Origin of the sequence: Limnohabitans rimovensis (SeqCode), from assembly GCF_965234775.1 — a bacterium.
In the GTDB taxonomy this organism is placed as follows: Bacteria; Pseudomonadota; Gammaproteobacteria; order Burkholderiales; family Burkholderiaceae_C; genus Limnohabitans; species Limnohabitans rimovensis.
Map to the genome: position 1 here is coordinate 1,371,167 of NZ_OZ248562.1, position 20,220 is coordinate 1,391,386.

A 20,220-nucleotide genomic window follows, 5' to 3' on the forward strand; every position below is an offset into this window, starting at 1 on the left:
TATGGGCTGGCATGGGGTGTGAGAACTCGACGGGTCGGGACCGTTTGCACAATGCCTAGTTTATGATGCCCAGCCCGATCAGACGCACGCGTTTGATCACCACACACACCTGTGCAGCCTGCCACCATTTTTCAGGGGACCCCATGAAATCCACACGTCGCATTTTTTCTTTGTTGGCACTTTTTTGCGCCACTTCGGTGTGGGCCCAGGCCGACTATCCCAGCAAACCCATCCGCTTGTTGATCCCTTTCCCCCCGGGCGGTGGCACTGATTTTGTGTCGCGCGTGGTGGGCACCAAATTGGCCGAGGTCACCAAATGGTCGGTGGTGCTGGAAAACATGCCGGGCGCTGGCGGCAATTTGGCGATTGCAGCCGCGGCCAAAGCAGCACCCGACGGCTACACCATCGTCATGGGTCAAAGTGACAACATGATGCTGGGCCCATGGCTGTACCCCAATGTGGGCTATGACACCGTGAAAAGTTTCACCCCCATCATCCAAGCCACGGTGGCCCCCCTGGCCATTGTCAGCAACGCACAACCGGTGGGCCAACAACACCGCATCAACAACCCAGCTGACATGGTGGCCAAAGGCAAAACCGGCAATGGCTTCACCTGGGCGTCAGCGGGCAATGGCACGGTCGGGCATTTGTACACCGAGCAATTCAAACAAGCCACGCAAACCAAATTGCTGCATGTGCCCTACAAGGGCGCAGCGCCGGCTTTGAACGATGTGATCGGTGGCTCGGTGGACCTGGCCATTTTGTCGGTGCCCTCGGTGCTGCCCCTGGTCAATGGTGGCAAGCTCAAGCCAGTGGCTGTGACCACGGCCAAGCGCTCGCCCATGCTGCCCGACACCCCCACCCTGGATGAAGCGGGCATCAAAGGCATCGATGTGGGCATTTGGTTGGGTCTGTTTGCGCCGGTGGGCACCCCTGCGGCGATCGTGGCACGTTTGAATGCCGAGATCAATAAAGTTTTGGCCTTGCCCGACGTGCGTGAAAAAATCGCCAACGGCGGCGCCACGGCCGTGGGTGGCAGCGCGGAAGATTTTGGTCAATTTGTGCGCGCGGACTATGCCCGTTGGGGCAAGATTGCCAAAGAGTCCAACATCAAACTCGACTGACGCATGCAACTTGAGGGCATTCGCGTGTTGGACTTGACACGCATTTTGTCAGGCCCATTTGCCTCCATGTTTTTGGCCGACATGGGGGCCGAGGTGATCAAGGTCGAAGACCCGGCCATGGGTGACCCGGTGCGCCAACAGGGGGCTGCGGTGAACGGCTACTCTTTGTATTTTGCGACCTTCAACCGCAACAAAAGGTCGCTCACCTTAGACCTGCGCCACCCTGAAGCCAAGGCGGTTTTGCGGCAACTGGTCCAGCGCTGCGATGTGGTGCTCAACAACTTCCGCCCAGGGGTGATGGACGACATGGGCTTGTCCTGGCCGGCCTTGCAACACATCAAACCCGACATCATCAGCTGTCACGTGACTGGCTTTGGGCTGGATGGGCCGTATGCGCAACGCCCCTCCTTTGACTTCATCGCCCAGGCCATGAGCGGCTTCATGAGCGTGAACGGCTTTGCCGACGGCCCACCCATGCGGGCCGCGCCCCCCATCTCCGACTTGATCGCCGGTTCTTACGCCGCCATGGGGGTTCTGGCCGCTTTGGTGCGCCGGGGTCGCACGGGTCAGGGCGAAGAGGTGACCACATCCCTGACCGACAGCATGACCAGCATGTTGGCATTTTTGGCCACCAATTATTTTGCCAACGGGCAATTGCCCCAGCGAACCGGCAACGACCATGCTCTGGCCTCGCCCTATGGTTTGTTTGAAGCCAGCGATGGGCAAATCGCTGTGGCCCCATCGAACGACAGTTTTTATCTCAAGCTGCTCGCCGCCTTGGGTTTGGAACACCTCAAAGACCGCCCCGAGTTTGCCAACAACAGTCTGCGCTTTGAACACCGCAGCGCCATCAATGGCGAGATCAATGCACGCACCCGCCTGCAAAGCGTTGATCATTGGATTGAAGTCATCAACCGCGCCGGTGTGCCCTGTGGCCGTGTGCTCAATGTGGCCGAGGTGTTTGCTGATCCGCAAACCCAGCACCAACAAATGCGCGTCACCATTGACCACCCCCAGCATGGCGCCTTGGATGTGCTGGGTTTTCCGATCAAATTCACCCAAGCGCCTTGCACCATGCACCGGCCACCACCCGACTTGGGTGGCGACACGGATGAGATACTGCGCGAATTGGGTTTGGCGCCCGATCAAATTCACCATTTGCGCCAAGCCAAAGTTATTTGATATACCACCCCAAGGACATGTCCATGAACGCACCCGCCCCATCCACCCATATCATCGTCACCGAAGTGGGCACGCGCGATGGCTTTCAAGCCGAACCGATTTTCATTCCCACTGAGCGCAAGGTGGAGGTCATCAATGGCTTGATTGACGCCGGTGTGCAAAGCTTTGAAACCACGTCGTTTGTGTCGCCCAGGGCCGTGCCACAAATGGCCGATGCCATGCAGGTGATGGCACAAGTGCAGCGCAAGCCGGGTGTGCGCTTGACCGGCTTGGTGCCCAATGCGCGAGGCGCAGAGCGCGCTGCTGCCGCCCAAGTGGACATGATGGCCAGCTTTGTCTCCGCCTCGGAAACCCATTGCCAAGCCAATTTGAACAAGTCCAAAGCAGATGCCTTGGCCGATGTGCACGAATTCACCCCCATTGCACGCCAGTTCAACATCCCTGTGCGCGGTGCAGTGGCCACGGCCTTTGGTTGCCCGTTTGAGGGCGAGGTCCCCACGCAGAGCGTGCTGGACGTGATCGCGTCCTACCACGCAGCGGGCATTCGGCATGTTTCCTTGGGCGACACCACCGGCATGGCCACACCACCCGTGGTGCGGCGCACGGTCAAAGCCATTCAACAACAGTTCCCCGATGTGCTCATCGCCCTGCACTTTCACAACACCCGCGGCATTGGCTTGGCCAATGTGATGGCAGGCCTGGAGTTGGGCGTGGTGGAATACGAGTCCTCCATTGGCGGCCTGGGCGGCTGCCCATTTGCACCCGGTGCGACGGGCAATATCTGCACGGAAGATTTGGTGTATTTGCTGCATGAGTGTGGCTTTCACACCGGCATCGATTTGGAAGCGGTCGCCGCAGTGGCGCGGTCGGTGCAAGACTGGATGGGCAAACCCCTGCCCGGCCAATACATGAAGTCCGGCCCGCGATTGAAACAATCCGATCTGGCATCGGTGCGACGCGCCGTCGGCTGAGCCGGGCCACGCCCACCCGCCCACCCACCGATGAAGATTCGCGAGATCAAAACCCATGTGCTGTCCAAGCCCTTGGACAAGCCTTTTGCGTTTTCCATGGGCTGGGTGCACCAGCGCAGCGCCATGGTGGTCGAACTCATCACCGATGAGGGCGTGACGGGCTGGGGCGAGTCCTTGTGCCATGGTTTGCAACCCCCGCAGATTGCCGCGTCCATCGTGCAACATGCGCTCAAACCGCTTTTGATTGGGCAAGACCCGTTTGATGTCGATGTGCTGTGGGAACGCATGTACAACCAAACGCGGGCCTTTGGTCAAAAGGGCGCGGTGCCCAATGCCATCAGCGCGGTGGACATCGCCATTTGGGACTGTATGGGAAGGTCCACGGGGAAACCCATTCACAAACTATTGGGCGGCGCCTACCGCACCCAGGTCCAACCCTATGCCACTGGGTTTTACCGCTACCGACAAGGCACAGATATAGAAGATGCGGTCGCTGAAGCACGCCGCCACTTGGCCGCCGGGTTCAAAGCCATGAAACTCAAAATAGGTTTTGGCCTGGAAGAGGACATCGCGTATGTGCACCGTGTGCGCGAAGCCATTGGCGTCGGTTATCAATTGATGGTCGATGCGAACCACGCCTACAACGTGGGGTCTGCGCGGCGCTTGCTCAAGGCCATTGAACCCGCACACATCCATTGGTTTGAAGAGCCCATATCGCCAGAAGACATCGATGGCTATCGTGAACTGAAAAACAGCACCGATATTTACCTGGCCGCAGGGGAAAACGAGTTCACCAAGATTGGTTTTCGAGAGTGGGTGTCTCGCCGTGCCGTGGACATTTTGCAACCCGATTTGTGCGCTGCAGGGGGTTTTACCGAATGCCGAAAAATATCGGCCCTGGCACAGGCTTGGCACACCCCCATCATCCCCCACGTGTGGGGCTCGGGCATCGGTTTGGCGGCCTCTTTGCAATTCATCGCCACCTTACCCCCTGCCCCTTTGGGCTTGAGCCCCAGTGAACCGCTGCTGGAATATGATCAATCCGATCATCCGTTCCGACAGGCCTTGATCTTTGACGCCTTGCGCATGGAAGATGGCATGGTCCAGATTCCCAACGGGCCTGGCCTGGGCATCGAGGTCAACCGCGAAGTTTTGCGGCAATATGCCGTGCCACACTGAGACAGAAATTTACCGACCACCCTAGAGGAGACAAGCATGAAAAAAACCTGGATTTCATCCATCGCCCTGGCCGCCTTGGCCAGTTTGGGCTGCACCGTTGGTGCCCAGACTGTTTTAAAGATCGGCTACGCCGTTCCGACCAACTCCCACTACGGGGCAGGCTCGACCGTGCTGTGCGACGAGATCGAAAAAGGCACCCAAGGGCGCTACAAATGCCAGCACTTTCCCAGCTCTGCACTGGGTGGCGAGCGCGAAATGATCGAAGCGGTTCAATTGGGCACCCTGGACATCGTCAACACCTCCACCGGCCCCGTGGGCAATTTTGTGCCCGAGGTCAAGATTGTTGACATCCCCTTCCTCTTCAGAGACTACGACCACGCCCGCCGTGTTCTGGACGGACCGATCGGCCAAGACATTTTGGCCAAGTTCCCCTCCAAGGGCTTGGTGGCCTTGGCCTGGGCTGAAAACGGCTTTCGCCACATGACCAACAGCAAACGCCCCATCGTCAAACCCGCTGATACGGCTGGTCTGAAGATGCGCACCATGGAAAACAAGGTGCACATGGACGGCTACCGCGCCTTTGGCATCGCCCCCACACCCATGGCCTTCCCCGAGGTCTATGGTGCCCTGCAACAAGGCACCGTGGATGGCCAAGAAAACCCCATTCCCGTGATCTTGGCCGGCAAATTTGCACAGGTGCAAAAACACTTGTCGCTGACCGGCCATGTGTACTCGCCAGCACTGTTCCTCACCTCACCGCGGGTGATGGGCAAACTCAGCGATGCCGATAAAAAGGTGTTTTATGCAGCAGCGGTCAAGGCAGCAGCGGCACAACGCAAGCGCGTCAACGACGATGAAAACACGGGTATTGCGCAGCTGGAAAAAGACGGCATGAGCGTGGTTCGCAAAGTCGATGGACAAGCTTTCCGTGACGCCTTGCGCGAGCCCTATGCCAGCTATGCCAAAGAGTTTGGCGCTGACAACATCCGCAAGATTCAAGACTACAAGTAAACCGATGGGGCACCCGCCAACCCCAGCCGTCATTTTTTGGTCGCTGGGGTGGAGCCCCATCCCACTGGATCGCGTTCATGCAAACCTTCGAGACGCTGTTTTTGGCATTCAACCGCTGGCTGCTGATCGCCATCTTGGGGGTGATGTCGCTCATCATCTTCACCAATGTGGGTTTGCGCTATTTGACCAATGAATCCATCCAATGGGCAGAAGAAGTGGCCCGCCATTTGATGATTTGGCTGACCTTCATGGGCTGTGGTCCCGTGTTGCGCTACGGCGGTCACATCGCCATTGAAAACCTGCAAGACGCCTTGCCAGCAACTTGGGCTCGCGCCTTGCGCTGGCTGATTGTGCTGCTCATGTTGGGCTTGTTCGGATTTTTCATGTATTTCGGCTGGGAATACATGGACCGCACCCAGTACCAACTGACACCCGCCACGCAAATTTCATTTGCCTTTATTTATGCCGCTTTACCCTTGGGCATGGCCCTGTCGGTGGTGCATTGCCTGCTGATCATGCGCGACTACATCTTGGATCGGCGCTTTGCCAGTGACGCGCACTTTGACGCCACGGCCAGCGCATCGCTATGAGTGCCAGCCTGATCTTGCTGCTGTCGGTGTGCGTGTTTTTGGCCATGGGTGTGCCAGTGGCCTTTGCCCTGGGTCTGTCCACCGTCACGGCATTGGCCTTGACCGGCAACTTCCCCTTATTGGTGTTGCTCAAAGAAACCTTCACTGGGCTGGACAGCTTTCCCCTCATGGCTGTGCCATTTTTCATCTTGGCCGCAGAGTTGATGAGTGGCGGCTCCCTCACCACGGTATTGCTCAAATTTGCCGGACAGTTTGTCGGCCATAAGCGCGGCGGACTCGGCTACACCAATGTGGTGTCGCTGACGTTTTTCTCGGGCATATCGGGCTCGGCCTTGGCCGATGCAGCCGGGCCAGGATCGATGTTGATTCGCATGATGGACAAGGCTGGATATGACAGGGCTTATGCGGCGGCACTCACTGCGTCCACCGCCATCGTGGGGCCCATCATCCCGCCTTCGATCATCATGATCATTTACGCCTTGGCCGACGACCGGGTGTCAGTCGGCGCTTTGTTCATTGCCGGTGTGATTCCCGGCATATTGATCGCGGCGGCTATGTGCGTGGTCAACTGGCACATCTCGCGCCAACGCAACTACCGCGGCGAAGGCGCCCTGCCCCCTTGGTCTGAGATATTGAAAACCAGTTGGAACGCCCTGCCGGCCATCTTGTTGCCGGTGCTGATATTGGGGGGAATGCGTGCTGGTTGGTACACCCCGACAGAGGCTTCGGTGGTGGCCGTTTTTTACGCCATCGTGTGCGGGAAATACATCTACAAAACATTGACCTGGGCCATGATCCCCGACATTTTGTGGCGCTCGGCCCTGCTCACCGCATCGGTGCTGATCATCATCGGCATGTCGGCTTCATTCGCTTGGGTTTTAACCATCGAAGGGGTGCCGCAACTCATGGCCAACTGGATCAGCAGTTTGGACTTGAGCGCTTGGGGATTTTTGATTGTCCTCAACGTGTTTCTGCTGCTGTTTGGCATCTTCATCGAACCCTTGCCCGGGGTGATGGTGTTGGTGCCCATCTTGGCACCCGTGGCGGCCAAGCTGGGCATTGACCCGATCCACTTTGCCATGATCGTGATCTACAACCTGACCCTGGGCATGATCACGCCCCCCGTGGGCGGCCTGCTGTTTGTCACCTCCAACGTCTCCAGGGTCCCCATGACCGATCTGACGCGCGAACTCAAACCCTTTTTGTGGGCCCACGGCGTGGTGCTGCTGGTGTTGACCTTTGTGCCGGCATTGAGCACCTGGGCGCCGCATGCATTTGGGTTCAAATGATTTTCAGAAGACCTGTGAGCGGGTCCATTCAGCTCAAGCGGTGCGTTGATTTTTCCAAGGCCTGAATAACGGCGAGCCGCAGCTCGATACGTTGCAATTTACCGGTGCTGGTCATGGGATAAGACGGTAACCAGACCAGGTCGCGCGGTATTTTGAAACTGGCTATCTTGCCTTTGCATTGGGCTTGCACATCAGCCAGGCTGACGGTGATGTGGCCAGGCGTGCAGCAAGCCACAGGCCTGTCGCCCAAACGTTCATCGGGAACGCCCACCAATTTGACCTGCTCCAAACCTGGGATGCATGCCAAAAATGCCTCGACCTCAGTGGGATCCACGTTTTCTCCACCCACCTTGAGCATGTCCTTGTAGCGGCCGATGTAGCGCAAAAACCCGGCTTCATCCATGCTGGCCATGTCGCCAGTTTTGAACCATCCCTGCTCGTCAAAGGCGTCAAGGGTTTCTTGGGGCTTGCCGTGGTAGCGCAACATCACCCCATATCCCCTGATCCACAGTTCTCCGACCTCATTGGCCGCCAAAGGCCGTCGCGTTTCGGGGTGACGGACCTCAAAGTCATACCCTGGCATCGGATAGCCTGATCCCAAGCTGCGTTGCGTCAAATTGGCGTCCAAAAAACTCAAGGCAATCGCTGTGCCGCATTCTGAACTGCCATAGCCGCTGAAGCTTCGACACAGGCGTTCGTTGACCTGCAGCGCGGTGGCCTGCGAAGCCGCTGAACCTGCAGGCACCATGCCAATGCGAACGCTGCTGTGATCACGTTGGTCAAATTCAGGGTGCTTAAGCAAGTCCTGGTAATGCGTGTCAAAACCAAGTAGAAAACTCACCCGCTCGCGCTCAATCCGGCCCCATTCAAGATCAGGCTCAAATCGCGGCGACAAAATCAAGCGTGCCCCTGCCACCAAGAACATCAGCCCACCCAAATACAAGCCCATGCTGTGAAACAAGGGCAAGAACAACAAAATGCATTCAGACTGCGACACACCCAAACGGCTGGCTGCATCGACCATCGTGCGCACCATGCCATGGGCGTGCACCGCCCCCTTGGGTGAGCCCGTGGTGCCCGAGGTGTACAAAATGAGGACTGCATCTTGCGGTTTGACCTGGGCTTGTCGCTGGGCCAATTCGTTCGCGTCCACTGAACTCACCGATTGCAACAGGTGCGACCACGGCAGGGCGCCTGCCAATGCTGCGGCTTGCAAGGTGATGAGGTGGCGCAATTTTGGATAGTTCGCACTCACCCAGCCTGGCGAGCCATGGACCACCTCTGGCAACAACTCGCCCAGCATCGCCTGAACATCCAAGCCAGCGATGTGCAGGTCTGCAATCACCGTATGGGCGTCAGACTGTTTCAACAGGTAATCCAGATCGTGGCTGCGGAATCGCGTGTTGACTGGCACCACCACAGCGCCCAATTTGGCCAACGCATAAAAAGCACACAACCACTCCACACTGTTGGGCATGAACAAGACCACATGGTCACCGGGTGCAATGCCCAGGCCCATCAATGCGCGTGCTGTGATGTCCACTTGGCCTTTGAATTGGGCAAACGTCAGGCGCTGATCTTCAAAAACCAAGGCCTCCCTGGCGGGATTGGCCAGCGCGGCCTGGTCCACCAAGTCACCGACACATTCGCTGATAGCGGGTCTCATGGCTTGGCCTTTTTGGCAGCCAATATTTGCTGCGCCTGGGCAAAGCCTTGGATCACATCACCGCTCAAATGGGCATGCATGGCGCCCAAGGTTTCTTGCTCGGCAGCGACCAAAAAGTCGCTGTCCAAGCCATCCAAAATGGCTTTGCGGGTGAGGGCCATTTCACGCCCAAAATGGCTGGCCATTTGCAATGCCATGGCATGAACTTCATGGGCCAAGTTCTCTGGCGAAACCAAGCGATTGACCAAACCCATTTCCAAAGCGCGTTGGGCACTGAAGGGCTCCCCCAGATACAACAATTCAAATGCCCGGCCCAGACCAATGATGCGGGTGAGTAAAAAAATTCCGCCCAAGCTCGCCACTGTCCCATAGCGGACCTCGGGCAATCCAAACTTGCAATCGGCTGTGGCCACGCGCACATCACACAACGCAGCCAAGATACATCCGCCACCCATGGCTGCGCCATGCATTTGAGCCATCAACGGCTTGCCCAACAGCCGCACTTGTCGAGCGATGTTTTGCTCGATGGGCAATCGGGTGGCACGGTAATCAGCTTCACTGCGCTGCTGGGGCATGTCGTGGATGTCTCCACCCGCACAAAATACCCGGCCAGCACCGCGCACCACCACCACCCGAGCCTGATCATCGGCAGCGGCCCGCGCCAGCTGTTGGGCCACACCGTCCAACAAGGCATCGTCCATGGCATTGAGCTTTTCCGGCCGATTCAGGGTGATGTAGGCCACATTCGACAACACCTCATACAACACCGAATCGTTCATGTCGCATCTAAGCCCAGGTATGCATTGCGCACATGCACGCTTTGGGCGACGGTCTCGGTCGGGCCGTGGGCCACGACGCACCCTTGCTCCATCACATAAACCTGTGTGGCCAGTTCAAAGGCCAATCGCGCATTTTGCTCAACCATCAACACGGTCATGCCTTGCGCCGACAAGCGTTTGAGCTGGCGGTAAACCTCTTGCACCACCACTGGCGCCAAACCTTGGGACACTTCATCGACCATGATCAGGCGCGGCGCCGACATCAAGGCTCGACCAATCGCCAGCATTTGTTGCTCACCGCCCGACATGGAACCGGCTCGCTGCCCCAAGCGCTCCTGCAACCTGGGAAAAGCCGCATAAACCGATTGCAATGCTGGCGCCACATCTTTGCTTTGCCGCAAATAAGCGCCCAATAACAAGTTATCAAGCACGCTCATCTTGGCAAAAATACGTCGCCCTTCCGGCACATGGGCAATGCCAGACAAAGCCAGGTCCTTGGGGCGCAAACCCACAATGGATTCGCCACTGAACACCATCTGACCTTGTTGGATGGGAATCAATCCAGAAATGGCTTTGAGCAAGGAAGACTTGCCAGCACCGTTGGGGCCCACAATGGCCGTGACCTGTCCGGGGTGCACCTCAATGGTCACACCGTTGACCGCCAATGCCTGTCCATAACGCACATGCACGTCGGTCAAATGAAGCAAAGCTTGGCTCATTCACCCATCCCTGCCGTACCCAAGTACGCATTGACAACCCGCGCATCATTCACCAAATCATTCGGCAGGCCATCAAATATTTTTTGACCAAATTGCAACACCACAGCACGATCGCAGTAACGCCCGACCAAGCGCATATTGTGTTCAACCAAGACCACGGTGCAATGGGTTTTGACACGGCCGGCGACCAAATCCATCATGCGACTGGACTCCTCATGGGACAAACCGGCTGCGGGTTCATCCAGCAATAACAACTTGGGCTGGGTGGCCATGGCAATGGCAACGGTCAACAACTTGGCTTGTCCCAGAGGCAGTGCGTGTGCTGGCACATCGGCCATGCTGTGCAAGTCCAAGTTGCGCAACACATCCATGGCACGTGCTTGCCAATCGGCTTGCTGCTGTCGATAGGCCGCCGTTTGGAAAAGCCCCCCCCATAAATCAGTCGGCATGTGGCGGTGAAAGCCCTGCATCACATTTTCCAAAGCCGTCAATTCGGAAAACAAATTCACCATTTGGAATGTGCGGGCCAAACCACGCCGAGCAAGCTCGTGGCTCGGCAATCCTGTGATGTCCTGACCATCCAACAAAATATGACCTTGTGTCGGCGCAAAAACACCTGCGATGGCGTTGAACAAGGTGGATTTTCCCGCCCCATTGGGTCCGACCAAGGCCAACAACTCTCCTTGATGAACGTCAAATGAAACATCGCTCAAGGCCGCCAGTCCATCGAACTGCTTGCTGACGTGTTGGATTTGCAAAATGACGGTCATTTGCTGATCATCCACCTGGTTTGCTCAACCACTTGTCACGAACCCGATCAACCAAGCTCATCAGCCCGCCTGGAAGAGACAAGATGACGACCATCAACACCAGGGCATAAACCAATGTTTTCCAATAACCCGCAGAGAACAACTGTTCCCCCAAGAGTGTCAACAGGCCCGCCCCCAGAACAGGCCCCCAAAATTGCGTGATCCCACCAACCATGGCGTAGATGAGTAAATCGGTCGACGTGAGAAAGCTGAAAACTTGCGGGTTGATGAACATCAAGTACTGGGCATGAACCGCCCCCATGGTGCCCACCACCGCGCACGACAGCGCAAAGGTGGCGGTCTTCAATCGGGCGGAATCCATGCCCACGCTTTGGGCCAAGCGCTCGCTGGCTTCGGTTTTCAAAGTGAGCAAGGCAGCACCATAACGGGTGAACTGCAATCGGTACAACAAGGCCATGAAAAACAAAGCCAAGGCCAACACCAGCCAATAAAACGAAAAGTGATCGTTCAATGAATGGCCCAAAAAATTCGGTCTGGGCACATTGGCAATGCCCGATGGGCCACCAAACCAATCAAAGGCACGAAAAAACGCCACCACAATTTCACCAAAAGCAAAAATGGACAATGAGAAATAAATACCTCGCAGGCGCATGGTCATGGCACCCAAACCCCAGGCCATGGCGCCTGAGACCAGGCCAGCGGCCACGATGCCCAACCACGGCGAAAAGTTCCAGCGCACGGTCAACACCACACAGGTGTAAGCCCCCAATGCAATGAAGCCTGCATGGCCCAAGGACAAATAGCCCATGCGCAAAACGCTGAACAACGCAACGGTGTAAGTGATGTTGAATAAGACCACGATGGCAATGTGCATCCAATAGGTGCTGGCCACCGCAGGCATGCAAACCAAGGCCAAAATAGCCACCACCACAGGCCAAATGGATCGGTTCACAGCTTACCCATCATGCCTTGGGGGCGGAAAATAAGCACCGCGATCATCACCACAAAAACCAGCACATGGGCCGCTTCTGCCCCCAAGAGCAAGGCACCCATGGACTGCACCACACCGATAAACAAGCCCGCCACCAAGGTACCCGTGATGTTGCCCAAGCCCCCAATGATGATGATGATGAAAGACATCAAGATGGCTTCCAAACCCATGCCGGGGTTGATGGAGTAAATGGGAGCCACAAACACCCCGCCCATGGCCGCCAAAGCAAAGCCCAATGCCACGGCCAAACCCGCCACTTTGTCGGTATCAATCCCCATCATGCGGGCGGTTTCTTCGTCTTCCTCAATGGCGCGCATGGCCAAACCCGATCGGGTTTTATAAACCACCATGTACAAAGCGGCCACCATGCACATGGCAATTCCTGCAGCAGCCAAGCGCTCGTAGGGCATTCGAATCCCCCAAGCCATGAACACACCCGGCAATATCGAAGGGACATTTTTTTCTTGGGCGCCAAAAACAATCCATGACAAAGATTGAATGATCAAGGACACACCCACCGTGGCCACCAACAATTGCAACCACTGTCCGCGAAGGCTTCGAAAAATACCCCGCTCCACCAACCAACCGACCATGGTTGCAGCGATCGCGATGGCGGGAATGGCAGCCAGCAATGGCCACTCCCACAGCACATAAACCACGTACACCAACATGGCACCCAGCATGAAGATTTCACCATGGGCAAAATTCACAATGTGCAAGATGCCATAAATCAGCGTCAAGCCCAGTGCCGTCAGAATGTACAAAGCCCCATTGACCAAGCCAATGGCCAGACCTTGCAATAAAAGGGTCAAACTCATGGTTGTGGGATCAAAAAGTTGGGCGCCATGGCCATGCCAATAAATGCATGACCCATCGTGTTTTCCAGCGCCACAGGTGCGTCACTGCCACTGCCAAGATTTATTCCAATGTGCCCATGCGCACATCCAAAGGCGTCCACACCCCATCTTTGATGATCGATGCAGGCAAGGGTGTTTGGATTTGCCGCTTAGCGCCGTAGGTTTTATCTCCGCCCCAACTGGCCGGACCATATGGGTGAAATTGGAATGTGGAGTTGGCCAATTGCTCAGCCACTTTTTTGGTGTCAAAGGTTCCGGCTTTTTGCACGGCCTCCACCACCCAACGGGTGGCGGCATAAGCCTCCCAAACAGTGCCCAGGGTGGCCTCTTTGTATTTGGCCATGTGGCGCTCGGCGATTTGGTCATACAGCTTGGTCGGTGCGGCTGACCAAATGCGGTAGGCCACGATGTTGTCGGCACCTTTGCCCGCCACATTGACCAAGGCCTTGGCCTCGAGCACGGCTGTTGAGCTGATGAAATAGCCTTTGTAGCCGAGTTCACGCGCTTGCTTGGCGATCAAGCCCACCGTGCCGGTGGGAGATGCATTGGTATCGATCACATCGGGGTTTTTGGCCAACAAACGCAGCAATGACGCTTGAAAATCTTTGGCGTTGAGCTCGACCAACTCTTCACCGACAAACTCAACGCCCTGGCCCTTCAAGCGGGCAGCAATTTCCTTCAGGACCTTGACGTCAGAACGCCCTAAATCGTTGTTGGGCCCCATGAATGCGACCCGCTTGATGTTGAGCTTTTTATAAATTTCCGGAGTGAACGTGTAGTACAGCTGGTCAGAGGATGCCATGAAGCGAAACACCGTGGGGTTTTCGGCGTTGGTCACCTCTTTGCCCGCCGCACCCATGAAAATATCGAAAAATCCATTTTGCCGAATGATGGGCAACACAGCGCCATGCACCGCAGCGCCCAAAATAAATCCATATTTGACGTTGTCGTTGAGCACCGCACGGTTGAGGGCCGCCACGGTTTTTCCGGGGTCCAGAGATGTGTCGTATGGAACCACCTCGAGTTTGTACGGTTTGCCTGCGACTTGAAAGGTACCCACATCTTCTGCGGCCAGTTCAATGCCCCGGTTGATGCCGATGCCAAAGGCGGCGGCCGGCCCTGACAGCGGTGACAGATTACCGATCTTAAAAGACTCCTGGGCCATGGTCGGCGTGGTCAACGCCATACAAGCGGCCATCAAGGCGGTGGCAATGGATGCAATTTTCATGTCAACAACTCCTGTTGTGTGGTGGTGAGGGAACACGTGAAATTCAGTTTATGGCCCCAGGGGTGCAACGTCAAGCGCGCTTTCCTAGGGGGTGGCCTGGAACACCCACGACGGGGTGAGCGAACGTGTCTGGGTTCAGTCCCCTGCTCAAAAATGCATCACCATCAACAGCTAAGATGGTTCTGCGTTGCTGATGAACATTTCTTTTTGGAGAACCCCGACCATGAAACCCCAAACCGCTTTGAGCAAAGTTCCACGCGCGCAATTGGACGCCACCATGCAGGCAGCCTTCGATCGGTCGCTGGCCATGCACCAGGATGCCACCTTTGTGGAGGTCATGGGACACGCGCCGCATGTCTACCACTGGTATCAAAATGATTTTTACAAGAAGCTTTTTTATGGCAGCGCTCTGCCCGTGACCTTGTTGGAGTTGGTGCGCTTGCGCTTGGCCAATGTTCATGGCTGTGCCTTTTGCAACCGCAATGACACCGCTGCGGCGTTGCGTGCAGGCATCGGTCAAAACCAAATCGACGCCTTGGCCGATTACGAAATCGGTCCTTTCAGCGACCGGGAAAAAGCTGCGCTGGCTTTGGCCGACACCATGGCACTCACCCAACCCAAGGGGCAATTGGATGCCGCTTTGCATGCGCGATTGAAACCCCATTTCACCGACGGTGAGTTGGTGGAGTTGGGCGTCATCATGGCGGTGCTGTGCGGCATGGCCAAAATGATTTTCGCTTTCGACCTGGTGGAAAAAGAAGACAGCTGCCCGTTTATTCCCTGATGTCATTGACGTCACCATGTTGGGCCAGTTCGCATGCATGGGTGAGATCAAGCAGGCACAAAGATGGGAACATTCTGGCCTGAGGCACTGGCCGAAAAACCCAGCTTGACCCGCATGCCAATGTGCACGGCATCCCAATCGGGTGCGTGCAAATGCGTCAACACGGTCACCCCCTCATCCAACCGCACATAAGCCATCAAATAAGGTGTTTCAACGCCGCGAACCGTCCGGGTGAAGGTGTAAATTTCGCCTTCGCCCGCACTGGCCCGCCATTCGGTCTGATCACTGCCGCAGTGGGGGCAATAGGGTCGAGGGTAATGGTGTGACACATCGCAAGCCAAGCAATGCTTGAGCATCCATCGGCCTTGCTGGGCCTGCTCCCAATAGGTGAGGTTTTCAGGATTTTGCAGCGGGTCTTGAAAGACCAAAGGGGTGGCGGGTGTGTTCATGTCAAACCCTTTTCATGATCAAGGTGGCGGCGCCATGGCGCGAGCCCAAAAATCCACCGATGCCATTGGCCAAGGCAAACTCCAAGTTCGGCACCTGCACTTTGGGATGGGCTTGACCGCGCAATTGGCGCACCGCTTCAATGACCTTGGTCATCCCACCGCGGTTGGCCGGGTGGTTGTTGCACAGGCCACCCCCATCGGTGTTGACCGCGAGCTTTCCTTGCCCGGCGATCAACTGGCCATCAGCGACAAACTGACCGCCCTCACCTTTGGCGCAAAAACCCAGGTCTTCCAGTTGCATCAGCACGGTGATGGTGAAGCTGTCGTAAATGGAGGCGTATCGAATGTCGCGGGGGGTGATGCCGGCTTGCGCAAATGCACGGGGCGCGGTCCATGCCGTGGCCGAGTGGGTCAAATCCACCTGCCCACCCGATTGGCCCTTGACCGAGGCCGACATGCCCACCACTTGCACCAGCGGTTGGCGCAATGATTTCGCCACATCGGGATGAACCACCACCACCGCACCGCCGCCATCGGTCACCACACAACAGTCGGCGCGCCGCAAGGGGTCGGCCACACGGGGAGAGTCCAACACATCCTGCACCGTCATCACCTGTCGCAGCAATGCGTTCGGGTTGTGTTGCGCATGGTGTGACATGGCCACCTTGATCCATGCCAATTGCTCAGAAGTGGTGCCAAATTCGTGCATGTGCCGCATGGCACACATGGCATAGCTGTTGAGCGGCGTGGGCATGTAAGGGCGCTCAAACTCAGCATCCGGCGCGGTGTCGCCATAGTTGCGCGGCTTGGTCCCGCTGGAGCCCTCGGACTTGGGGCGCCCCGCCAAGGTGACCAAGGCCACTTTGCAACGGCCGGCCGCAATCGCTGCTGCTGCTTCACCCACATGCGACAGGTAAGAGGCCCCACCCAGCTCGGTGGTCTGCACCACTTGGAGGCGCTTCAAGCCCAAATAGTCAACGATCGATGTCGGCCCCAAACCGGGTGCATCGCCCGCACAGAAATATGCATCCACATCGTTGAGGGTCAATCCGGCATCGCGCAAAGCGCCGTGGGCCACGTCGGCATGCAAGCGCGCCACCGAATGGTCTGGCGCCACCCGCAAGGGGTGCTCGTAAATGCCGGCCACGCAGGCTTGAACGGCTGCGCTCATGGGTTCACCGCGGCATTGCCAGATGTCTGTGCTTCAGCGACCAAGCTTTGTGCGAGCAACCACACGGGGCGATCGACCAATTTGCCATCCACCGCGATGGCGCCCAAGCCATGTTGCTCAACTGACTGCAAAACGCGCTGGGCCCATGCCAATTCACTGGCACTGGGTGCGAATCCCTGGTTGACGCCGGCCACTTGCTTGGGGTGAATGCACAATTTCGCACCCATGCCCATGCGCCGCGCGCGCGCCACATCGCTGACCAAGGCTTGGTCATCGGCAAATGCCAAGGTGACGCCGTCAACCGGCGAGCGCACACCGGCCAAGCGCGAAACCAAGACCAAATGGGTGCGCACGGCATTGAGTTCTTCGCCATCACTGCCCATGCCCGCGTCAGAAGCGAAATCGACCGAACCAAATATCAACCTGTCCACCGCGGGCGCGCTGGCCAGTTCCCGAGCGCGGTCCCAACCAAACACACTTTCGACAATCGGCAACAGGCGCTGATCAGGGCGCAGGCTTTTGGCCAGTTGGATCAACAAATCGGGTTCCTGCGCCTTGGGCAATACCAAGCCACGCACGCCTGGGTGGCTGAGCAAATCCAAATCACCATCAAACCAAGGCGTTCCGTAAGCGTTACACCGCAGATAAATGGGTTTGTCCGGGTGCAGCCATTGGCCAATGGCTGCGCGGGCAGAAACCTTGGCCTCGGGCGCCACCGCATCCTCCAGGTCAATGATCACCGCATGGGCGCCGGTGGCCAGGGCCTTGTCAAAACGCTCGGCACGGTCGCCAGGGACAAATAAATAGCTTTTCATGGGTCATATCACCGCGAGTTCGCGCAGTTTTTCAATTTGTTGATCGGTAAAACCCGCCTCTTTCAGCACTTGTGCTGTGTGCTGACCCAAGCTGGGCGCGGCCACGGCGGCCACCGGCCCGGCCGTGATGGGACAAGCCATGGTGCGAATGGGGCCTTGCGGGTGGTCCACGTTGACCACCATGCCCATCTCCTGCGCAAATTCATTGTCCAAGGCTTGGGCCACATCATTCACCGCCGATGCGGGTACCTGGCCTGCAAACACCTTCAACCAATGGGCGGTGGTTTGTTGTTGCAGCACCTCGTCCAAGGCCGCATTGAGTTCAAGGCGATTTTTTAAGCGGGCCGCAAAACTGCCAAACCGCTCATCGCTGATCCACTGCGGGCGATTGATCTTTTCACACAGCACGGCCCAAAATTTTTCCTTGTTGCACATCACAAACATCCAACCATCTTGGGTGCGGTACAACTCGCTGGGCACCAGGGAAGGATGGCCAGACCTGGCTTGGCGTCCTGTGACCACGCCTTTATTCAGGTACCAAGTGGCCAAATAAGCCAGGTTGTACATGGCCACGCTGTAAAGGCTGACATCCACATCTCTGCCTTTTCCGGTTTTCCGAGCCGACAACACGCCCGCGAGCATGGCCAAGGCCGCCGTGGTGCCGGTCATGTAGTCCACGATGGACAGGCCTGCGCGAGAAGGTGGGCCGTCGGGTTCACCGGTCAAGGACAAATAACCCGCTTCGGCTTGCATCAAATAGTCGTAACCCGGCCAATTGGCCCGCGAACCCTTGCGCCCATAAGCCGACAGGTGCGCACACACCAAAGCGGGTTTGATGCGCCCGAGTTGCTCATAGGTCAGGCCCAGTTTGGGGGGCAAGTCGCCACGCAAATTGTTGAACACCACATCGGCGTCGCGCGCGAGTTGGTGCAACACGGCTTGACCTTCAGGGTGTTTGAGGTCCAGGGTCAGGCTCTTTTTGTTGCGGCTGAAGGATTGATAGAAGTGGCTGTCACCCGGCCCAAAGAAATGCGGACCCACCATGCGACCCACATCGCCGCCGTCTTTGCGGTTTTCAATTTTGATGACCTCTGCACCCAGGTCGGCCAAGTATTGGGTGCCAAATGGCCCCGCACCATATTGCTCGACCGACAAAATGCGCAAGCCTTGCAACACAGGCGCTGCGGGCGGGTTGGTGAAAGATGTTGTCATGAAAATTTCCTTGTCGCCATGGATGTCAAGCCGCCAACAACTGGGCCAGCTCGCGGGTGCGGATGTGGGGCAAGTTCAGCACGCCGTCGCGCAATGCGCTCGCCGCTGACACGGGCCAGGCCAGAGCGGCGTTGTCCATGAACTTGGTCACGATATCGGCATGGGCAATGGGCCGACCGGGCGCGCCGCGGTTGATGGGTTCTTTGTGCACGACCTGGCGGCCATCGGCGAAATGCAGCACCACCTCACCCGGGAAGTACTTGGGGTAATCGGCATCGGGGTCGACTTCGTAGCGCACTTTATCGGCCAAGGCCTGGGTGAGCGGGTCTTGCATGGCTTCGGGCTCCAAGGCCTGCAGTCCGAACTTGCCATGGCGCAAGGCTGTGGCAATGCCATATTGCACGCTGAACTGGGCTTCATAAGCATTCGATGGTCGGCGCTTTTGGGCCACTGGCTCGCACACCACCGGCACATAACCCTGGGCCACGCGGGCCACGATGTGCGACAACTCTCCCAGCGCCAACTCAGGGCGCAAGGCGCTGGCCGCATCGATGCAGGCATGGACAAAATGGCATGCAGGGATGGGCTTGACCGCCACGCGCATCAACTCCCACGCCACGCCCAAACCCTGCGTGGCCAATTCCATGCGACAAGCGTCCAAGGCTGTTCCCAAATGGCTGGCGTATAAACCATATTGGCCTTCGTAGGCGGTGGATGGTCCGCTCATGCCGCGCCGCGCCAAGGCCACCGCCACGATGGCGCTGGAGGCCGCCCACCCAGGGTGGAAGCGTTTGGTGCCTGCGCCCTCTTTCAAAAACTCCAAGGTCCCAGCGGCCATCGACAGGGCGATGCCCTGGGCGTGCACGGTTTGCGCCTCATCCAATCCCCACAAGCGAGCCGCCGCGATCACGCAACCAAAAATACCGGCCACTGCTGTGGGGTGAAAGCCCGCTTTGTGAAACACGCCACCAGCCACCATGCCGACGCGGGTGGCCACCTCCATGCCGGCCACATAAGCCAGCAGCAAATCTTCACCGGTGCTGTCTTGTTGGCAGGCCACGCTGAAAGCGGCGGCAAACACCGATGCAGTGGCATGGACCACGCTGCCAGGGTGGGTGTCGTCGTAATCCAAGCCATGAATCAGCAAGCCATTGATCAAGGCCGCATCGCGGGCTGGCAAATGGGCTTGCATGCCAAATACCGGGACAGGGCCTGTGCTGGGGCACAGGTCTTGCATCGCCAGAAATGTTTGTTGGGCAAAAGGGTAGCGGCCTGAAGCCAGCGCAATGCCCAGGGCATCCAAGATCAGGTGTTGGCCTTGGGCCACCACTTCGGCGGGAAGGTCGCGCCAGTGCAACGCATGCGCCCAATGGGCATAGCTTGCCGCAAGCGGGCCAGCCACTGGGGTGGTGTCGGCGTCAGGCTTTTGCATG

General features: G+C 57.5%; 20 protein-coding genes. 8 read left to right on the top strand and 12 right to left on the bottom strand.

The window, feature by feature from the left end; all coding sequences use genetic code 11:
• Positions 1-143 precede the first annotated feature (143 nt).
• From AC8GFZ_RS06715 to AC8GFZ_RS06745, 7 genes are all read left to right on the top strand, one after another.
• A complete protein-coding gene (locus AC8GFZ_RS06715) occupies positions 144-1,124 on the top strand; it encodes a Bug family tripartite tricarboxylate transporter substrate binding protein (RefSeq protein ID WP_506643588.1) in 981 nt (326 codons plus the stop codon).
• Between the two features lie 3 nt (positions 1,125-1,127).
• Positions 1,128-2,306 carry a CaiB/BaiF CoA transferase family protein gene (locus tag AC8GFZ_RS06720; protein ID WP_506643590.1) on the top strand — a complete coding sequence of 393 codons (1,179 nt, stop codon included), beginning with the start codon at positions 1,128-1,130 and terminating at the stop codon, positions 2,304-2,306.
• Positions 2,307-2,329: 23 nt separating this feature from the next.
• Positions 2,330-3,277 (top strand): hydroxymethylglutaryl-CoA lyase, encoded by a 948-nt coding sequence (locus AC8GFZ_RS06725; RefSeq protein WP_506643592.1) that lies wholly within the window; start codon positions 2,330-2,332, stop codon positions 3,275-3,277.
• A gap of 30 nt (positions 3,278-3,307) precedes the next feature.
• Entirely contained in the window at positions 3,308-4,456 is a 1,149-nt protein-coding gene (locus AC8GFZ_RS06730; RefSeq protein ID WP_506643594.1) for a mandelate racemase/muconate lactonizing enzyme family protein, read from the top strand.
• A 36-nt stretch (positions 4,457-4,492) separates the two neighbouring features.
• Positions 4,493-5,467, top strand: coding sequence for a TRAP transporter substrate-binding protein (locus tag AC8GFZ_RS06735; RefSeq protein WP_506643596.1), 975 nt, complete (start codon positions 4,493-4,495; stop codon positions 5,465-5,467).
• A gap of 77 nt (positions 5,468-5,544) precedes the next feature.
• A complete protein-coding gene (locus AC8GFZ_RS06740) occupies positions 5,545-6,057 on the top strand; it encodes a TRAP transporter small permease (RefSeq protein ID WP_506643598.1) in 513 nt (170 codons plus the stop codon).
• The gene (locus tag AC8GFZ_RS06745; RefSeq protein ID WP_506643600.1) at positions 6,054-7,346 is read left to right on the top strand and encodes a TRAP transporter large permease; all 1,293 of its coding nucleotides are present in this window, start codon (positions 6,054-6,056) and stop codon (positions 7,344-7,346) included. The genes AC8GFZ_RS06740 and AC8GFZ_RS06745 overlap by 4 nt, the downstream gene beginning before the upstream one ends.
• 28 nt (positions 7,347-7,374) lie before the next feature.
• Here the strand turns inward: AC8GFZ_RS06745 and AC8GFZ_RS06750 are convergent, their stop codons facing one another.
• The 7 genes from AC8GFZ_RS06750 to AC8GFZ_RS06780 form a co-directional block, all read right to left on the bottom strand.
• Positions 7,375-9,012 carry a class I adenylate-forming enzyme family protein gene (locus AC8GFZ_RS06750; RefSeq protein WP_506643602.1) on the bottom strand — a complete coding sequence of 546 codons (1,638 nt, stop codon included), beginning with the start codon at positions 9,010-9,012 and terminating at the stop codon, positions 7,375-7,377.
• Positions 9,009-9,791, bottom strand: coding sequence for an enoyl-CoA hydratase/isomerase family protein (locus AC8GFZ_RS06755; protein ID WP_506643604.1), 783 nt, complete (start codon positions 9,789-9,791; stop codon positions 9,009-9,011). Before AC8GFZ_RS06755 ends, AC8GFZ_RS06750 begins: the two co-directional genes overlap by 4 nt.
• On the bottom strand, positions 9,788-10,510 hold the full coding sequence (locus AC8GFZ_RS06760) for an ABC transporter ATP-binding protein (protein WP_506643606.1): 723 nt from the start codon (positions 10,508-10,510) through the stop codon (positions 9,788-9,790). Before AC8GFZ_RS06760 ends, AC8GFZ_RS06755 begins: the two co-directional genes overlap by 4 nt.
• Positions 10,507-11,280, bottom strand: coding sequence for an ABC transporter ATP-binding protein (locus AC8GFZ_RS06765; RefSeq protein ID WP_506643608.1), 774 nt, complete (start codon positions 11,278-11,280; stop codon positions 10,507-10,509). The genes AC8GFZ_RS06760 and AC8GFZ_RS06765 overlap by 4 nt, the downstream gene beginning before the upstream one ends.
• 7 nt (positions 11,281-11,287) lie before the next feature.
• Positions 11,288-12,232 carry a branched-chain amino acid ABC transporter permease gene (locus AC8GFZ_RS06770; RefSeq protein WP_506643610.1) on the bottom strand — a complete coding sequence of 315 codons (945 nt, stop codon included), beginning with the start codon at positions 12,230-12,232 and terminating at the stop codon, positions 11,288-11,290.
• The gene (locus tag AC8GFZ_RS06775; RefSeq protein WP_506643612.1) at positions 12,229-13,089 is read right to left on the bottom strand and encodes a branched-chain amino acid ABC transporter permease; all 861 of its coding nucleotides are present in this window, start codon (positions 13,087-13,089) and stop codon (positions 12,229-12,231) included. Before AC8GFZ_RS06775 ends, AC8GFZ_RS06770 begins: the two co-directional genes overlap by 4 nt.
• Positions 13,090-13,189: 100 nt before the next feature.
• The gene (locus tag AC8GFZ_RS06780) at positions 13,190-14,356 is read right to left on the bottom strand and encodes an ABC transporter substrate-binding protein (RefSeq protein WP_506643614.1); all 1,167 of its coding nucleotides are present in this window, start codon (positions 14,354-14,356) and stop codon (positions 13,190-13,192) included.
• 223 nt (positions 14,357-14,579) lie between these two features.
• On the opposite strand from AC8GFZ_RS06780, the gene AC8GFZ_RS06785 reads away from it, so the two are divergent.
• Positions 14,580-15,140, top strand: coding sequence for a carboxymuconolactone decarboxylase family protein (locus AC8GFZ_RS06785; RefSeq protein ID WP_506643616.1), 561 nt, complete (start codon positions 14,580-14,582; stop codon positions 15,138-15,140).
• Positions 15,141-15,187: 47 nt separating this feature from the next.
• Here the strand turns inward: AC8GFZ_RS06785 and AC8GFZ_RS06790 are convergent, their stop codons facing one another.
• Genes AC8GFZ_RS06790 through AC8GFZ_RS06810 form a run of 5 tightly spaced genes read right to left on the bottom strand, consistent with a single transcriptional unit; the run spans position 15,188 to position 20,219 of the window.
• Complete coding sequence (locus AC8GFZ_RS06790) at positions 15,188-15,589, bottom strand: Zn-ribbon domain-containing OB-fold protein (protein WP_506643618.1); 402 nt, start codon at positions 15,587-15,589, stop codon at positions 15,188-15,190.
• Position 15,590: 1 nt separating this feature from the next.
• The gene (locus AC8GFZ_RS06795; RefSeq protein WP_506643619.1) at positions 15,591-16,760 is read right to left on the bottom strand and encodes a thiolase family protein; all 1,170 of its coding nucleotides are present in this window, start codon (positions 16,758-16,760) and stop codon (positions 15,591-15,593) included.
• Positions 16,757-17,575: an HpcH/HpaI aldolase/citrate lyase family protein gene (locus tag AC8GFZ_RS06800; RefSeq protein ID WP_506643621.1), complete on the bottom strand. Its 819-nt coding sequence runs from the start codon at positions 17,573-17,575 to the stop codon at positions 16,757-16,759. The genes AC8GFZ_RS06795 and AC8GFZ_RS06800 overlap by 4 nt, the downstream gene beginning before the upstream one ends.
• A gap of 3 nt (positions 17,576-17,578) precedes the next feature.
• A complete protein-coding gene (locus AC8GFZ_RS06805) occupies positions 17,579-18,787 on the bottom strand; it encodes a CaiB/BaiF CoA transferase family protein (protein WP_506643623.1) in 1,209 nt (402 codons plus the stop codon).
• Positions 18,788-18,812: 25 nt separating this feature from the next.
• Positions 18,813-20,219, bottom strand: a complete 1,407-nt coding sequence (locus tag AC8GFZ_RS06810; protein ID WP_506643625.1) for an MmgE/PrpD family protein — start codon at positions 20,217-20,219, stop codon at positions 18,813-18,815.
• Between the last annotated feature and the right edge of the window lies 1 nt (position 20,220).

Bases quoted from the DNA above. Each gene is read 5' to 3' on its own strand.
- AC8GFZ_RS06810 (WP_506643625.1), bottom strand. From the start codon at position 20,219: ATGCAAAAGCCTGACGCCGACACCACCCCAGTGGCTGGCCCGCTTGCG.
- AC8GFZ_RS06780 (WP_506643614.1), bottom strand. From the start codon at position 14,356: ATGAAAATTGCATCCATTGCCACCGCCTTGATGGCCGCTTGTATGGCG.
- AC8GFZ_RS06720 (WP_506643590.1), top strand. From the start codon at position 1,128: ATGCAACTTGAGGGCATTCGCGTGTTGGACTTGACACGCATTTTGTCA.
- AC8GFZ_RS06730 (WP_506643594.1), top strand. From the start codon at position 3,308: ATGAAGATTCGCGAGATCAAAACCCATGTGCTGTCCAAGCCCTTGGAC.
- AC8GFZ_RS06715 (WP_506643588.1), top strand. From the start codon at position 144: ATGAAATCCACACGTCGCATTTTTTCTTTGTTGGCACTTTTTTGCGCC.
- AC8GFZ_RS06755 (WP_506643604.1), bottom strand. From the start codon at position 9,791: ATGAACGATTCGGTGTTGTATGAGGTGTTGTCGAATGTGGCCTACATC.
- AC8GFZ_RS06760 (WP_506643606.1), bottom strand. From the start codon at position 10,510: ATGAGCCAAGCTTTGCTTCATTTGACCGACGTGCATGTGCGTTATGGA.
- AC8GFZ_RS06740 (WP_506643598.1), top strand. From the start codon at position 5,545: ATGCAAACCTTCGAGACGCTGTTTTTGGCATTCAACCGCTGGCTGCTG.
- AC8GFZ_RS06725 (WP_506643592.1), top strand. From the start codon at position 2,330: ATGAACGCACCCGCCCCATCCACCCATATCATCGTCACCGAAGTGGGC.
- AC8GFZ_RS06805 (WP_506643623.1), bottom strand. From the start codon at position 18,787: ATGACAACATCTTTCACCAACCCGCCCGCAGCGCCTGTGTTGCAAGGC.
- AC8GFZ_RS06745 (WP_506643600.1), top strand. From the start codon at position 6,054: ATGAGTGCCAGCCTGATCTTGCTGCTGTCGGTGTGCGTGTTTTTGGCC.
- AC8GFZ_RS06775 (WP_506643612.1), bottom strand. From the start codon at position 13,089: ATGAGTTTGACCCTTTTATTGCAAGGTCTGGCCATTGGCTTGGTCAAT.
- AC8GFZ_RS06795 (WP_506643619.1), bottom strand. From the start codon at position 16,760: ATGAGCGCAGCCGTTCAAGCCTGCGTGGCCGGCATTTACGAGCACCCC.
- AC8GFZ_RS06790 (WP_506643618.1), bottom strand. From the start codon at position 15,589: ATGAACACACCCGCCACCCCTTTGGTCTTTCAAGACCCGCTGCAAAAT.
- AC8GFZ_RS06800 (WP_506643621.1), bottom strand. From the start codon at position 17,575: ATGAAAAGCTATTTATTTGTCCCTGGCGACCGTGCCGAGCGTTTTGAC.
- AC8GFZ_RS06750 (WP_506643602.1), bottom strand. From the start codon at position 9,012: ATGAGACCCGCTATCAGCGAATGTGTCGGTGACTTGGTGGACCAGGCC.
- AC8GFZ_RS06765 (WP_506643608.1), bottom strand. From the start codon at position 11,280: ATGACCGTCATTTTGCAAATCCAACACGTCAGCAAGCAGTTCGATGGA.
- AC8GFZ_RS06785 (WP_506643616.1), top strand. From the start codon at position 14,580: ATGAAACCCCAAACCGCTTTGAGCAAAGTTCCACGCGCGCAATTGGAC.
- AC8GFZ_RS06735 (WP_506643596.1), top strand. From the start codon at position 4,493: ATGAAAAAAACCTGGATTTCATCCATCGCCCTGGCCGCCTTGGCCAGT.